Here is a 13,756-nt window from a genome sequence, read left to right as displayed (position 1 = left end):
AACGAAAAACGCCCCCGCATTGCGGAGGCGTTTGTCAGACTATGCCGCTGAGGGCTTAGTCTTTTTCTTCGATGATCTCGACCATGTGGGGGATCTTGTTGATCATGCCACGCACGGAAGGGGTATCTTCCAGCTCACGGGTCTTGTGCATCTTGTTCAGGCCCAGGCCGATCAGCGTCTGGCGCTGTTTGGCGGGGCGGCGGATCGGGGAGCCGATCTGCTTTACGACGATGGTCTTGGCCATGTGTCCGTCTCCTTACGCTTCAGCGGCTTCGGCAGCCGGTGCTTCGTCCCGCTTGGGCAGGATGTCGGCAACCTTTTTGCCACGACGCTGGGCAACCGAACGCGGGCTCTGCTCTTTGGTCAGGCCGTTGATGGTTGCGCGGATCATGTTGTAGGGGTTCTGCGAACCGATCGACTTCGAGACAACGTCCTTGACGCCCAGCATCTCGAAAACGGCACGCATCGGACCACCGGCGATGATACCGGTACCTTCCGGTGCGGTGCGCATGACGACCTTGCCGGCACCGTGACGACCGTTCATGTCGTGGTGCAGGGTACGGCCCTCTTTCAGCGGCACGCGGATCATCTGACGCTTGGCCTGCTCGGTTGCCTTGCGGATGGCCTCGGGCACTTCTTTCGCCTTACCCTTGCCAAAGCCGACGCGGCCTTTCTGATCGCCAACGACGACGAGCGCGGCAAAGCCGAAGCGCTTACCGCCCTTAACGGTTTTCGAAACGCGGTTGATCGCGACCAGGCGATCTGCGAATTCCGGTGTTTCCTCTTCGCGGCGGCCACGGCCACGGCGGTTTTCACGTTCTGCCATGAGGCATTCCTTTCTGACTGGCGCGTCCAATAGGCAGGGGCGCCTGTTATCTCAATCCTGGTGAGAGGTCCCGGACGGGACCCTCCCGGATCATCGGGGCGGCGCGAACGCCGCCCGCAGGTCTTAGATCTTCAGACCACCTTCACGCGCGGCGTCGGCCAGAGCCTTCACCTTGCCGTGGAACAGGAAGCCACCACGATCGAAATAGGCCTCGGAGACGCCAGCCGCCTTGGCACGCTCGGCGATCACCGAACCCACTTTGGTGGCGGCTTCGATGTTGTTCTTGCCAACAAAGCCGAGATCTTTTTCCAGGGTCGAGGCCGCTGCCAGGGTCTTGCCCGCAACATCGTCGATCAGCTGAACCGAGATGTTCTTGTTCGAGCGGTGCACGGAAAGACGCACACGACCGGCGTTGACCTTGCGAAGCTTGTTCCGGACGCGCAGGCGACGCTTCAGAAACAGGGTACGTTTGCTGTTTGCCATTTTGCTGGTCCTTACTTCTTCTTGCCTTCCTTGCGGAAGATAAACTCGCCCTTGTAGCGGATACCCTTGCCTTTGTAGGGCTCGGGACGGCGCCAATCGCGGATTTTCGCCGCAACTTCGCCAACCTGCTGCTGGTCGTTACCTTCCACAACGATTTCGGTCTGCTTCGGAGCGGTGATGGTGACACCTTCCGGAGCAACGAAGTCAACGTCGTGGCTATAGCCCAGGTTCAGCTTCAGGGTGTTGCCCTGCATGCTTGCCCGGTAACCCACACCCTGGATCTCCAGCTCTTTCTTGAAGCCGGTGGTCACGCCTGCAACCAGGTTTGCAACCATGGTGCGGGACATGCCCCACTGCTGACGGGCACGTTTGGACTTGCCGCGCGGCTCGACCTTAACAACGTTGTCCTCGACAGTCAGGGTGACGTCGTCGGTCGCGGTGAAGCTACGGGTCCCCTTGGGGCCTTTCACTTCGACGGTCTGGCCGGACACGCTTGCGGAAACACCGCTGGGCAGTTCGACCGGTTTCTTACCAATACGGGACATCTGATAGCCTCCTTAGAAGACGGTGCAGAGCACTTCGCCGCCGACGTTGGCTGCGCGTGCGTTTGCGTCCGACATCACACCCTTGGGGGTGGAGACAATCGACACGCCCAGGCCCTGACGGACCGACGGGATGTCATTGACGCCCATGTAAACGCGACGACCGGGTTTGGAGACCCGCTTCAGTTCGCGAATGACAGGTTCGCCATCGAAGTACTTGAGGCTGATTTCGATGGCCGGGTGGCCATTTTCACCAGTGGTTTTCTCATAGCCGCGGATGTAACCCTCGTCCGCCAGCACATCCAGAACCCATGCCCGCAGCTTGGAAGCCGGGGTCATGACGGTGGATTTGCCGCGCATCTGCGAGTTACGGATACGGGTGAGCATATCGCCGATAGGATCGTTCATATCTGTCTCTCCCTTACCAGCTCGATTTCACCATGCCGGGGATCTGGCCATTGGAGCCCAGTTCCCGCAGAGCGATACGGCTGATCTTCAGCTTACGATAGTAAGCGTGCGGACGGCCGGTCAGCTGGCAGCGGTTGTGCAGACGGGTTGCCGACGAGTTGCGCGGCAGTTTCGCCAGTTTCAGACGCGCCTTGAAGCGCTCTTCCATCGGGCGGTTTTCGTCATTTGCGATTTCTTTCAGCTCGGCGCGCTTTGCGGCATACTGAGCCACCAGGCGCTCGCGCTTCTTCTCGCGTTCGATCATGCTTTTCTTAGCCATGTCTCTTCCTTCCCGCGCTTAGCTGTTGAAGGGCATGTTGAAAGCTTTCAACAGCGCCTTTGCTTCCGCGTCGGTGTTCGCGGTGGTGGCAATCACAATGTCCATGCCCCAGGGTTCGTCGATCTTGTCGAAGTCGATCTCGGGGAACACCATGTGTTCTTTCAGGCCCATGGCGTAGTTGCCACGACCGTCGAACGAGTTACCCGACACACCGCGGAAGTCGCGGATACGGGGCATTGCGATGGTGATCAGACGATCCAGGAATTCGTACATCCGGTCGCCGCGCAGGGTCACCTTGGCGCCCATCGGCATGCCTTCGCGAACGCGGAAGCCGGCGATGGAGTTCTTGGCGACGGTGGTCAGCGCCTTCTGGCCCGCAATGGCGGTCAGGTCGGCCTGAGCGGACTTGGCTTTCTTGCTGTCTTTGACGGCAGCACGGCCACAGCCGATGTTCAGAACGATCTTGTCCAGCTTGGGGATCATCATCTCGTTCTTGTAGCTGAATTCCTCTTTCAGGGCGCCACGGATGGTGTCCTTGTAGAGATCCTTCAGACGCGGGGTGTAGTTTGCGGAATCAAGCATCGATCACGTCCCCCGTGGTCTTGGCAAAACGCACTTTCTTGTCGCCTTCCATGCGGAAGCCAACGCGGGTTGCTTTGCCGTTTGCGTCCAGCAGAGCCAGATTCGACAGGTCGATCGGCAGGGCCTTGGGCAGGCGGCCGCCTTGGCTTGTCTGGCTCTGACGGGTGTGGCGGATCGCCATGTTCACGCCGTCGACAACAGCTTTACCGGCTTTGGGGTCAACGGAGGCGATGGTGCCTTCCTTGCCCTTGTCCTTACCGGCCAGCACGACGACCTTGTCGCCTTTGCGGAGTTTAGCAGCCATGATTACAGCACCTCCGGAGCGAGCGAGATGATTTTCATGAAGTTCTTCGCGCGCAGTTCACGAACAACCGGGCCAAAGATACGGGTACCGACCGGCTCGTTGTTGTTGTTCAGGATGACGGCGGCGTTGCGATCGAAACGGATCGCGGTACCGTCTTCGCGGCGGACTTCTTTGGCGGTGCGCACGACGACGGCCTTACGGACGTCACCTTTCTTTACGCGACCGCGCGGGATGGCTTCCTTGACCGAGACGACGATGATGTCGCCAACGGATGCGTATTTACGCTTGGAACCACCCAGAACCTTGATGCACTGAACTCGGCGAGCGCCGGAGTTGTCAGCAACATCCAGATTGGTTTGCATCTGGATCATGTGGTTTCTCCCGACCTTTGGGGCAGCGATGCGTGCTGTTACCCCCCAGGGTTTCGACTGTGCTAAAAAGCCTAGTCGCCAGGAGCCTTGTTACAGGCTCTTAGGCTTCCAGAACTTCCCAGCGTTTCGTTTTCGATTTCGGCGCGCATTCGATGATGCGTACGGTGTCGCCGACCTTGAAAGCGTTCTTTTCATCGTGAGCCCGGTATTTCTTGGACTTACGGATGGTTTTCTTCAGAACCGGATGCGTAAAGCGGCGCTCTACGGAGACAGTCACGGTCTGTGCGTTTGCGTCGGAGGTCACGACGCCTTGCAGGATACGTTTGGGCATCTGAGTAGCTCCTTATTCAGCCGCTGCGGCGGCTTTTTCGTTCAGGATGGTTTTCACCTTGGCTGCGTTACGGCGCGCGTTGCGCACTGCAGCGGTGTTTTCCAGCTGACCGGTTGCCTGCTGAAAGCGCAGGTTGAAGCTCTCTTTTTTCATGGATGCAAGCAGATCGCGGAGCTCGTCCACGGTCTTTTCGCGCAGATCATTGGCGTTCATCGCCTTTGTTCCTTTTCCTTGGCACCAGAGGGCCCCTTTTGTTGGGTCACCCTTGGGTCTGGTGGGTTATGTCGCCCGTGCCCGGAGGGATCCGGACACGAAAAATGGATCACCGCGACTCATCACTGAGCGCGGCGATGGGTCCGTATAGGAGAGTTGGCGGATGGGGGCAAGGAAAAGATTAGGGACTACTCGCCGGAACCGCCCCCCCCTTACGACTATCGAGCCGTCTTCAAGCGGAGCCGAAACCATTCAGACGTTTGGTCGAATGAGCAACTTCCGTCAGCGACACCGACAACCAGATCATCGATCGGTTCATCGTCGGGGATATCCAAGTAATATCCGCTTCTCTCAATAAGGATCTCGGTAACCAGCCACGCGGTTCGCTTGTTGCCATCTACGAACCCATGATTTGCAACCATGCTTTCCAGCAAGGCTGCAGCCTTTCGGTGGATCCTCAAATGATATCCAGAATATGGGCGTCCAAGGGCAGACTCGATCAAATCCAGACTGCTTATGCCAGAACGTCCACCGTAGCTGAGCGCCTCGTCATGCGCGGTAATCGCATCAGCAAGTGTCACCCGGTAGTGCCGCCTACCGATTGACCAAACGCTTCATCGCCTCTTTTCGTTTTGACGAAGCCCCCTTCACCACACTTTCGGTAAGCGGACTGGCTTTGTCGTTGCCTCGGGCAGTAGACACCATCACGAAGCGCCCGGTCTTGGCGCTGCGACCAATCTTACCACCCTTGACCGTTTCGTGTTTCAGTTTTTCCGCCACAGCCTTCGCCCTTATGATCCGATGGTTGGTACTCTAGACCTCAAATAGTATCTTAGATGGTACATTGAAAGTGTGAGGAAATCACTCCCACTTATAATTGAAGCTCACCGAAATCCGTTCGTCCTCGGCCATGTTCAGCGGCACCTCGTGGCGGATGAAGCTTTCCCACAAGAGCACATCGCCCACCTTGGGGGACTGGTAGACGAAGGTCTTCAGCTCCTGGCGGCAGTCCTTGCGGCGCGGGGGGTGGGCCATCATCATCGCGTGGCGCGGATCTTCCAGCTTCAACGCGCTGGCGCCTTCGGGCATCGACACATAGGTGGTGCCCGAGATCACCGAATGGGGGTGAATGTGGCTGGCGTGGGTGCCGCCCTCGGGCAGGATGTTGATCCAGAGATCCTCCAGCACTAGCTTGCGGTCATCGAGATCCAGCTCCAGGTCCTCGGCAAAGGCCGCCACATGGGCATCCAGCGATTTCACCAGATCGGCGAAGATCGGGAACCGCCAGGGCAAATCCGTCAGCGAGGCATAGGAGGTATAGCCGGGATAGCCATTCTCCTCGCACCAGTCCTGGCCGGCCTCGTCATCCTCCGCGATGACAAGGCAGGAGTTTTCAAGTTCGCCCGTGTCGATCTTTGGTCCGTGTTCGGACAGTTCAGCGCGATAGAGACGGGTTACGAAGAGAGAGTCGATCTGTGCCATGGTCCCGTTCATACTCCAGTCAAGGCGAGAGGGCGAGAGGGCACGCGGCCCAAAAGAAAAAACCCCCGCCGATTGCTCGGCGGGGGTTTCTATTTCTTGCGACAAAACCGGGCTTACCAGTCTTCGCGGACCACGACGCGGGTCTTGATCGGCAGCTTCATCGCGGCCAGGCGCAGGGCCTCGCGGGCGATGTCGTCATTGACGCCGTCGATTTCGAACATCACGCGACCGGGCTTTACCTTGCAGGCCCAGAAGTCCACGGAGCCCTTACCTTTACCCATACGAACTTCGACGGGCTTGGAGGTCACAGGGGTGTCCGGGAAGATGCGGATCCAGACGCGGCCCTGACGCTTCATGTGACGCGTCATGGCACGACGTGCAGCTTCGATCTGGCGCGCGGTGACGCGCTCGGGCTCAAGAGCCTTCAGACCGTAGGTGCCGAAGTTCAGATCGGAACCACCCTTGGCCAGACCCTTGATCCGACCCTTCTGCATCTTGCGGAATTTCGTACGCTTGGGTTGAAGCATCTCATACCCTCCTTAGCGACGACCGCCACCAGCACCACGGGGTGCAGGGCCGTCCTGGATTTCCTGAGACTTACGATCACGCGCCTGCGGGTCATGCTCCATGATCTCGCCTTTGAAGATCCAGACCTTGATCCCGATGATCCCATAGGGGGTCATGGCTTCGGAGTGAGCGTAATCGATGTCGGCGCGCAGGGTGTGCAGCGGCACACGGCCTTCACGGTACCATTCGGTACGGGCGATTTCGGCACCACCCAGACGACCCGCGACGTTCACCCGGATACCCAGGGCGCCCATGCGCATTGCGTTCTGAACGGCACGCTTCATCGCGCGACGGAAGGAGACACGACGTTCCAGCTGCTGGGCGATGCTCTCGCCGACCAGCTGAGCGTCCATCTCGGGCTTGCGGACTTCAACGATGTTGAGGTGCAGTTCCGACTCGGTCATCGCGGCGATCTTCTTGCGAAGAACCTCGATGTCGGCGCCTTTCTTGCCGATGATCACGCCCGGACGCGCGGTGTGAATGGTCACACGGCACTTCTTGTGGGGGCGCTCGATGATCACGCGGGCAACACCTGCCTGCTTGCACTCTTCCTTGATGAACTCGCGGATTTTCAGATCTTCCAGCAGAAGATCGCCGTAGTCCTTGGTGTCGGCGTACCAACGGCTGTCCCAGGTGCGGTTGACCTGAAGGCGCATGCCGACCGGATTGACTTTATGTCCCATTAGGCTTGCTCCTCAACTTGACGCACCTTGATGGTGATCTCGGCGAACGGCTTCAGGATCTTGCCGAAGCGACCACGGGCCCGCGGACGACCGCGTTTCATGGTCATGTTCTTGCCGACCCATGCCTCGGCGACGATCAGTTCATCGACGTCCAGGTTGTGGTTGTTCTCGGCGTTGGCGATGGCGGACTGAAGGCATTTCTTCACGTCCTGCGCGATCCGCTTGTTGGAGAAAGTCAGGTCCGTCAGGGCCTTGTCCACTTTCTTGCCACGGATCATCTGAGCCACCAGGTTCAGTTTCTGCGGGCTGGTGCGAAGCATGCGGGTTTTCGCCATTGCTTCGTTGTCGGCCACGCGGCGGGGATTCTTTTCCTTACCCATGACTTACTTCCGCTTCGCTTTCTTGTCCGCAGCATGACCATAGTAGGTCCGGGTCGGCGAATACTCACCGAACTTCTGACCGATCATGTCTTCCGAGACGTTGACAGGGATGTGCTTCTGGCCGTTGTAGACACCAAAGGTCAGACCCACGAACTGGGGCAGGATGGTGCTGCGACGCGACCAGATCTTGATCACTTCATTGCGGCCCGATTCACGTGCAGCTTCGGCTTTCTTAAGCACGTAGCTGTCAACGAAAGGACCTTTCCATACAGAGCGAGACATAGATTAACGCCCCTTCTTCTTGGCGTGACGCGAGCGGATGATAAGCTTTTGCGACGCTTTGTTTTTGTTGCGGGTACGCTTACCCTTGGTCGGCTTACCCCAGGGGGTCACCGGGTGACGACCACCAGAGGTACGACCTTCACCACCACCGTGCGGGTGATCGATCGGGTTCATGACCACACCACGCACCGAAGGACGCTTGCCCTTGTGGCGCATACGGCCAGCTTTACCGTAGTTCTGGTTGCTGTTGTCGGGGTTGGAAACCGCACCAACGGTTGCCATGCATTCCTGGCGGACCATGCGAAGTTCACCCGAGGACAGGCGGATCTGAGCGTAGCCACCGTCACGACCAACGAACTGAGCGTAGGTACCGGCTGCACGGGCGATCTGGCCGCCTTTGCCGGGCTTCATTTCGATGTTGTGGATGATGGTACCGATCGGCATGCCCGAGAACGGCATCGCGTTGCCCGGCTTGATGTCTGCCTTTGCGGAGGCGATGACCTTGTCACCAACTGCCAGACGCTGAGGGGCCAGGATATAGGCCTGCTCGCCGTCCTCGTACTTCACCAGGGCGATGAAGGCAGTCCGGTTGGGGTCATATTCAATGCGCTCGACGGTTGCGGCGACATCAAATTTGTTCCGTTTGAAGTCAACGATCCGGTAAAGACGCTTTGCGCCACCACCACGGCGGCGAGAAGTGATCCGTCCGGTGTTGTTCCGGCCGCCCGATTTGGTCAGACCCTCAGTGAGAGACTTGACCGGACGCCCTTTCCAAAGCTCCGAACGGTCGATCAGAACCAGCCCACGCTGGCCCGGCGTCGTCGGTTTATACGACTTAAGTGCCATGCTTTCTGTCTTCCGTTTAGCGTGCCGGGTCTTAGGTTCTTGTCTTTGACCCAGCTATGTTAAAGCCCCCTGATGTGCCGCATGCGGCGGGTCAGGTGACCGATCTGAAGGGCCCCGAAGGTCCCAGGTTATTCAGTATCCCGACAAAAGAGACAGCCCCGGACGAATCCGAGGCCTTCAGGATTGGTGCCGTTTAGCAGAGGTTGCTGGGGGTGGCAATGGGTTTACGATGAATCATATAGGCCGCCCCGTCGGCATCGTTCAGTGAACGCAGGAAACCCAGTTGCAAGCTCGCGACTAGCATGTGCCTTTAATCTCACCCAATAATCATAATCGATGAATCCAGCAGAAAGGGAGCCTTCAAAAGTCCTCACCAACAGTTCATCGCCGTCTACCCAACATCTTAAGCCTCCGGAGTTGGCGACAGGTAGTGGGAGGTTCACCCGCCTTTTTCTAAGATCCGATATTTTGAGTTTGATGTGATTTTCGTCGGAAAGCCCCATAGCAAAATCGGCTATGAGGATTGGGCGTGGCCCTCCAACATCCGCAAGTAAGCCGCAAAGCAACTTCGCAAAATAGCGAAACACATCCAGCGGAACGCCCCCAACTTCTTCCACTACCTGATGCGCGGGCGCTTCATTTAGAGCGGAAGTTTTCACATCACTCCAAAATCTATGGAGCCTCTGATGGAATTCATCGAACGCAAGGTCGGCTGGCTGTGTACGGGATGAATTGCAGGTACGACAAATCCTCGACTTAAAGTGGAACACCTTTGATTTTGGGCTTTGAGCCAAAAGTGGTCGTGCATTCATCGAGCTATGAAATTCTGTTTTGTCCCCAAGGGCATGAGCCTTTATGAGAGACCGCTTGACTTTGTGTTCACCGCAAAGGTCTTCCGCAGACCCACAAAGGAAACATGTTTCACTTTCAAATTCGTCAAAAGTTCTCATTCTGCAACTGCTTAGATACATTAACGTCGGCAGACTAGTTGAGCACCGACCATTGCGTCAACGTGCCCGGCCGCAGGCCGGGCTGCGCCCGACCCTCCCCCCAGGAGGGCGCTTCACGCCCGCCTAGGGTCAGGCGCCGCCCTTCGTGGTTTGAACGCAACCCAACGAAAAAGGCCCCCGCTTTCGCGAGGGCCTTCGATCTTTTCAAAAGGAACAGATCTCAGAGTCCGGTGGACACGTCGATGGTGTTGCCTTCTTCCAGGGTCACATAGGCTTTCTTGACGTCCTTGCGACGGCCGATCTGGCCGCGGAAACGCTTGACCTTACCCTTGGTGATGGTGGTGTTGACCGCTTTGACCTTCACACCAAAGAGCGCCTCGACGGCCTCCTTGATCTGGGGCTTGTTGCTGTCGATCGCCACTTCGAAAACCACTGCACCGGCTTCCGATGCCATGGTGGATTTCTCGGTGATGATCGGCTTGCGGATCACGTCGTAGTGTTCTGCCTTCGCGCTCATTTCAGTCGAGCCTCCAGTGCTTCGACACCCGCCTTGGTGATCACCAGCGTGTCACGCTTGAGGATGTCATAGACGTTTGCACCCATCGTCGGCAGGATATCCAGACCTTCGATGTTGCGCGATGCTTTGAGGAAACCCTCGTTCACCGAGGCACCGTCGATGACCAGCGCGCGCTTCCAGCCCAGGTTCTTCACCTGTTTGGCCAGCAGTGCGGTCTTGCCTTCTGCGGTTGCGTCCTCGATCACGACCAGCTCACCGGCTTTCGCCTTGGCGGACAGCGCGTGGCGCAGGCCCAGCTTGCGGAACTTCTTGGTCAGCTCGTGGCCGTGGCTGCGCGGGGTCGGACCCTTGTAGATACCACCCTTGCGGAAGATCGGCGCGTTACGGTCACCATGGCGTGCGCCACCGGTGCCCTTTTGGCGGTAGATCTTCTTGGTCGAGTAGGAGGTCTCCGAGCGGGTCTTGACCTTGTGGGTACCGGCCTGCGCGTTGTTGCGCTGCCAGCGGACCACACGGTGCAGGATGTCCGCACGCGGCTCCAGACCGAACAGGTCTTCGGACAGTTCGATGTCGCCTGCCTTGCCGCCGTCGAGTTTGATCACATCAAGTTTCATGCTTCACCACCTTCCGCGGGCGCTTCTTCCGCCGGTGCTTCGGTTGCTGCTGCCTTCAGAGCCGCCGGGAAGGGCAGACCTTCGGGCGCTTTCTTCTTGACGGCATCCTTGACGGTTACCCAACCGGATTTCGGACCGGGCACGGCGCCTTTGATGAACACCAGGCCACGCTCGGCGTCGGTTTTCACGACTTCGAGGTTCTGGGTGGTCACGCGGGCAGCACCCATGTGGCCGGCCATCTTCTTGCCTTTGAAGACCTTGCCGGGATCCTGACACTGGCCGGTGGAGCCGTGCGAACGGTGGGAGATCGACACACCGTGCGAGGCGCGCAGACCACCAAAGTTCCAGCGCTTCATGGCGCCTGCGAAACCTTTACCGATCGAAGCGCCGGTCACGTCCACTTTCTGACCTTCCAGGAAGTGCTCGGCCGAGATTTCGGCGCCGACTTCGATCAGGGCATCCGCGGGGACGCGGAATTCGACCAGCTTCCGCTTGGGTTCAACCTTTGCAGCGGCAAAGTGACCGCGCATCGCCTTGGAGACGCGCTTTACCTTGGCCGAGCCTGCGCCCAGCTGAACGGCGGTGTAGCCGTCTTTGTCTTCGGTGCGTTGCGACACCACCTGCAGACCGTCCAAGTGAAGAACGGTAACAGGGATCTGCTTGCCGTCTTCCATGAACAGCCGGGTCATGCCGACTTTCTTTGCGATAATACCAGAGCGCATATTCATTACCCTCCGATCTTACGACTGCAGCTTGATCTCGACGTCCACGCCAGCCGCCAGGTCGAGCTTCATCAGCGCGTCCACGGTCTGGGGGGTCGGATCAACGATATCCAGCATACGCTTGTGCGTACGGATCTCGAACTGGTCACGGGATTTCTTGTCGACGTGGGGACCACGCAGAACGGTGAATTTCTCGATCTTGTTCGGAAGCGGGATCGGGCCACGAACCTGCGCGCCGGTGCGCTTTGCAGTGTTCACGATTTCCTGGGTGCTGGCATCCAGCACGCGGTAATCAAAAGCCTTCAGCCGAATGCGAATGTTTTGACTTTGCATTTCGTCAGCCTTTTGTAGGCGTTGGAGTTGAGAGGAGGGTCTGCGACCACCGCACACCCTCATCGAACCCAAAGGGCGGGAATCACCCCGCCCTGTTCCCGACATGCGGGATGGGGCCTGTTACACCCGTTGGGCAGAGGTGGCAAGGGGGATGGTAGCAAATCTGGGGTAGCCAGTCCGAAGCGAACTTCGCTACATTCAATCTATGATTTCGATAAGGGATTATCGCAATATGCCGTTAACAGGAAAAACGAGTACTGAAATAGACCAACTCAAAGCCTCACTGATAGACAAGGTTCCAGAGGAAGAAAGCATTGGAAACAAGTCTCTCCGCGAGGCTCTGGGCTGGGACAATGACTTGTATTTGGCTGTGCGCAGCAAACTAATCGAAGATGGTCAAATCACAACCGGGAAAGGCCGAGGTGGAAGTATAAGGCGCGTAACCCTCGCCTCCACCACAGATCCTACCCACGACGGCGATTCATCAAGTGCCCCTGAAACACTAGCTGACGAAAAGTTTCCAAATGAATTGTCTCTATACCCTCCGATTCTCGACGTGCTGAGAGACCGCTGGGTAAAAGATCAACCGTTTGACCAGTTTATTGTTGAAAACACTGCACAGGGCGGGCGTCGCGCTGATGGAGTCTGGACAAGGCCAGATGTAACCGTCGCGTCTATGACCACTTACACCTATGTTCCAGGGAGACATCTGGACATAGTGTCTTTTGAGATAAAGCACTACAGCGGCTTCAATGTCACCGCAGTATATGAAGCGCTGGCCCACAGACGATCCGCAACGAAAGCCTACGTTCTTGTTTACATTCCAGATGATAAAAGCTCGATGTATGAAGACAGTATTTTGTCTGACGTACAAGATGAAGCCGCCAGACATGGCATCGGACTAATCGTTGCTGGCGATCCTACCGATTTTGACACGTGGGACATCCGAGAAGAAGGAATAACACACCAACCGGACCCATCCCGCCTAAACAGCTTTATTCGCAACCAATTGAGTGAAGGAACACGAGACCAAATTGTGCGTTGGTTCAGATAGCGTTCAACAATTGAAATCGCTCTTCCCAAATGTCCAAAAAATTTTTTCAGTGATTTTGGAAGCAGTCCTGATGGTGCGTCTAGGGGTCATCGCGTTCAAACAAAAAAAGGGCGCCGCGGGGGCGCCCTTTCCGTTTGATCATTCGCGCGTGCGAATTACTCGATGATCTTCGACACAACGCCGGCGCCGACGGTGCGGCCGCCTTCGCGGATGGCGAAACGCAGACCGTCTTCCATCGCGATCGGTGCGATCAGCTCAACCGAGAACTTCAGGTTGTCGCCCGGCATCACCATCTCGGTGCCTTCCGGCAGGGTCACGGTGCCAGTGACGTCGGTGGTGCGGAAGTAGAACTGCGGACGGTAGTTCGCAAAGAACGGGGTGTGACGACCGCCTTCTTCCTTGGTCAGGATATAGGCTTCGGCTTCGAACTTGGTGTGCGGGGTCACGGAGCCCGGCTTACACAGAACCTGGCCACGCTCGACCGACTCACGGTCGATACCACGCAGCAGCGCGCCGATGTTGTCGCCTGCTTCACCGCGGTCCAGCAGCTTGCGGAACATTTCAACGCCGGTGCAGGTGGTCTTGGTGGTGTCTTTGATGCCGACGATTTCGATTTCGTCGCCAACGTTGATCACGCCACGCTCAACACGACCGGTCACAACGGTACCACGGCCAGAGATCGAGAACACGTCTTCGATCGGCATCAGGAACGGCTGGTCAACAGCGCGCTCAGGAGTCGGGATGTACTCGTCCACGGCCGCCATCAGTTCTTTGATCTTGTTCTCGCCGATTTCCGGGTCACGGCCTTCCATCGCCGCCAGGGCGGAACCTGCGATGATCGGGATATCGTCGCCGGGGAAGTCGTAGGAGGACAGCAGTTCGCGGATTTCCATTTCGACGAGCTCGAGCAGCTCTTCGTCATCGACCTGGTCAACCTTGTTCATGAA

Annotated in this window: 26 protein-coding genes; 1 reads left to right on the top strand and 25 read right to left on the bottom strand. The window is 57.7% G+C overall.

Going from position 1 to position 13,756, the window contains the following annotated elements; all coding sequences use genetic code 11:
• Window positions 1-55: 55 nt before the first annotated feature.
• From rpmD to rpsJ, 24 genes are all read right to left on the bottom strand, one after another.
• On the bottom strand, window positions 56-244 hold the full coding sequence (gene rpmD / locus PXK07_RS16405) for a 50S ribosomal protein L30 (RefSeq protein ID WP_274849432.1): 189 nt from the start codon (window positions 242-244) through the stop codon (window positions 56-58).
• Window positions 245-256: 12 nt separating this feature from the next.
• Complete coding sequence (rpsE, locus tag PXK07_RS16400; RefSeq protein ID WP_274849431.1) at window positions 257-826, bottom strand: 30S ribosomal protein S5; 570 nt, start codon at window positions 824-826, stop codon at window positions 257-259.
• Window positions 827-949: 123 nt separating this feature from the next.
• The gene (gene rplR / locus PXK07_RS16395) at window positions 950-1,309 is read right to left on the bottom strand and encodes a 50S ribosomal protein L18 (RefSeq protein WP_274849430.1); all 360 of its coding nucleotides are present in this window, start codon (window positions 1,307-1,309) and stop codon (window positions 950-952) included.
• Between the two features lie 11 nt (window positions 1,310-1,320).
• Complete coding sequence (gene rplF / locus PXK07_RS16390) at window positions 1,321-1,854, bottom strand: 50S ribosomal protein L6 (RefSeq protein ID WP_274849429.1); 534 nt, start codon at window positions 1,852-1,854, stop codon at window positions 1,321-1,323.
• Window positions 1,855-1,866: 12 nt separating this feature from the next.
• Complete coding sequence (rpsH, locus tag PXK07_RS16385; protein ID WP_008554600.1) at window positions 1,867-2,259, bottom strand: 30S ribosomal protein S8; 393 nt, start codon at window positions 2,257-2,259, stop codon at window positions 1,867-1,869.
• A gap of 13 nt (window positions 2,260-2,272) precedes the next feature.
• The gene (rpsN, locus tag PXK07_RS16380; protein ID WP_065271461.1) at window positions 2,273-2,578 is read right to left on the bottom strand and encodes a 30S ribosomal protein S14; all 306 of its coding nucleotides are present in this window, start codon (window positions 2,576-2,578) and stop codon (window positions 2,273-2,275) included.
• A gap of 18 nt (window positions 2,579-2,596) precedes the next feature.
• Window positions 2,597-3,160, bottom strand: a complete 564-nt coding sequence (gene rplE, locus PXK07_RS16375) for a 50S ribosomal protein L5 (RefSeq protein ID WP_274849428.1) — start codon at window positions 3,158-3,160, stop codon at window positions 2,597-2,599.
• Window positions 3,153-3,464, bottom strand: a complete 312-nt coding sequence (gene rplX, locus PXK07_RS16370) for a 50S ribosomal protein L24 (RefSeq protein ID WP_274849427.1) — start codon at window positions 3,462-3,464, stop codon at window positions 3,153-3,155. The genes rplE and rplX overlap by 8 nt, the downstream gene beginning before the upstream one ends.
• A gap of 2 nt (window positions 3,465-3,466) precedes the next feature.
• Window positions 3,467-3,835, bottom strand: coding sequence for a 50S ribosomal protein L14 (gene rplN, locus PXK07_RS16365; RefSeq protein ID WP_005621870.1), 369 nt, complete (start codon window positions 3,833-3,835; stop codon window positions 3,467-3,469).
• Window positions 3,836-3,935: 100 nt separating this feature from the next.
• Entirely contained in the window at window positions 3,936-4,166 is a 231-nt protein-coding gene (gene rpsQ, locus PXK07_RS16360; protein WP_008555996.1) for a 30S ribosomal protein S17, read from the bottom strand.
• Window positions 4,167-4,178: 12 nt separating this feature from the next.
• Window positions 4,179-4,379 (bottom strand): 50S ribosomal protein L29, encoded by a 201-nt coding sequence (gene rpmC / locus PXK07_RS16355; RefSeq protein ID WP_274849426.1) that lies wholly within the window; start codon window positions 4,377-4,379, stop codon window positions 4,179-4,181.
• A 218-nt stretch (window positions 4,380-4,597) separates the two neighbouring features.
• The gene (locus tag PXK07_RS18615) at window positions 4,598-4,960 is read right to left on the bottom strand and encodes a type II toxin-antitoxin system death-on-curing family toxin (protein WP_446728390.1); all 363 of its coding nucleotides are present in this window, start codon (window positions 4,958-4,960) and stop codon (window positions 4,598-4,600) included.
• Window positions 4,961-4,973: 13 nt separating this feature from the next.
• Window positions 4,974-5,159, bottom strand: coding sequence for a hypothetical protein (locus PXK07_RS16350; RefSeq protein WP_274849425.1), 186 nt, complete (start codon window positions 5,157-5,159; stop codon window positions 4,974-4,976).
• Between the two features lie 81 nt (window positions 5,160-5,240).
• A complete protein-coding gene (locus PXK07_RS16345; RefSeq protein WP_274849424.1) occupies window positions 5,241-5,861 on the bottom strand; it encodes a TIGR02466 family protein in 621 nt (206 codons plus the stop codon).
• A 113-nt stretch (window positions 5,862-5,974) separates the two neighbouring features.
• Window positions 5,975-6,388 (bottom strand): 50S ribosomal protein L16, encoded by a 414-nt coding sequence (gene rplP, locus PXK07_RS16340; protein ID WP_192965371.1) that lies wholly within the window; start codon window positions 6,386-6,388, stop codon window positions 5,975-5,977.
• Window positions 6,389-6,400: 12 nt separating this feature from the next.
• Window positions 6,401-7,111, bottom strand: coding sequence for a 30S ribosomal protein S3 (rpsC, locus tag PXK07_RS16335; protein WP_274849423.1), 711 nt, complete (start codon window positions 7,109-7,111; stop codon window positions 6,401-6,403).
• Entirely contained in the window at window positions 7,111-7,491 is a 381-nt protein-coding gene (gene rplV / locus PXK07_RS16330) for a 50S ribosomal protein L22 (RefSeq protein WP_274849422.1), read from the bottom strand. Before rplV ends, rpsC begins: the two co-directional genes overlap by 1 nt.
• A 3-nt stretch (window positions 7,492-7,494) precedes the next feature.
• Window positions 7,495-7,773 carry a 30S ribosomal protein S19 gene (rpsS, locus tag PXK07_RS16325; RefSeq protein ID WP_058335693.1) on the bottom strand — a complete coding sequence of 93 codons (279 nt, stop codon included), beginning with the start codon at window positions 7,771-7,773 and terminating at the stop codon, window positions 7,495-7,497.
• A 3-nt stretch (window positions 7,774-7,776) separates the two neighbouring features.
• Window positions 7,777-8,619: a 50S ribosomal protein L2 gene (gene rplB / locus PXK07_RS16320; protein ID WP_274849421.1), complete on the bottom strand. Its 843-nt coding sequence runs from the start codon at window positions 8,617-8,619 to the stop codon at window positions 7,777-7,779.
• A 224-nt stretch (window positions 8,620-8,843) separates the two neighbouring features.
• Entirely contained in the window at window positions 8,844-9,569 is a 726-nt protein-coding gene (locus PXK07_RS16315; protein WP_274849420.1) for a hypothetical protein, read from the bottom strand.
• A gap of 220 nt (window positions 9,570-9,789) precedes the next feature.
• Window positions 9,790-10,086 (bottom strand): 50S ribosomal protein L23, encoded by a 297-nt coding sequence (locus PXK07_RS16310; protein ID WP_192965366.1) that lies wholly within the window; start codon window positions 10,084-10,086, stop codon window positions 9,790-9,792.
• Window positions 10,083-10,700, bottom strand: coding sequence for a 50S ribosomal protein L4 (gene rplD / locus PXK07_RS16305; RefSeq protein ID WP_274849419.1), 618 nt, complete (start codon window positions 10,698-10,700; stop codon window positions 10,083-10,085). Before rplD ends, PXK07_RS16310 begins: the two co-directional genes overlap by 4 nt.
• The gene (gene rplC / locus PXK07_RS16300) at window positions 10,697-11,422 is read right to left on the bottom strand and encodes a 50S ribosomal protein L3 (protein WP_274849418.1); all 726 of its coding nucleotides are present in this window, start codon (window positions 11,420-11,422) and stop codon (window positions 10,697-10,699) included. The genes rplD and rplC overlap by 4 nt, the downstream gene beginning before the upstream one ends.
• An 18-nt stretch (window positions 11,423-11,440) precedes the next feature.
• Window positions 11,441-11,755, bottom strand: a complete 315-nt coding sequence (gene rpsJ, locus PXK07_RS16295) for a 30S ribosomal protein S10 (protein WP_058289455.1) — start codon at window positions 11,753-11,755, stop codon at window positions 11,441-11,443.
• A 205-nt stretch (window positions 11,756-11,960) separates the two neighbouring features.
• Here rpsJ and PXK07_RS16290 point away from each other — a divergent pair, with 205 nt between their 5' ends.
• Window positions 11,961-12,809, top strand: coding sequence for a hypothetical protein (locus PXK07_RS16290; protein WP_274849417.1), 849 nt, complete (start codon window positions 11,961-11,963; stop codon window positions 12,807-12,809).
• Between the two features lie 155 nt (window positions 12,810-12,964).
• On the opposite strand, the gene PXK07_RS16285 is transcribed toward PXK07_RS16290, so the two are convergent.
• Window positions 12,965-13,756 (bottom strand): elongation factor Tu (locus PXK07_RS16285; RefSeq protein ID WP_274849416.1); only part of this gene is annotated, 792 nt, incomplete at its 5' end.

Origin of the sequence: Phaeobacter sp. QD34_24, assembly GCF_028890115.1 — a bacterium.
In the GTDB taxonomy this organism is placed as follows: Bacteria; Pseudomonadota; Alphaproteobacteria; order Rhodobacterales; family Rhodobacteraceae; genus Phycobacter.
Note: the sequence above shows the minus strand (reverse complement) of the source record. Positions and strands in the feature narration are given on the sequence as shown.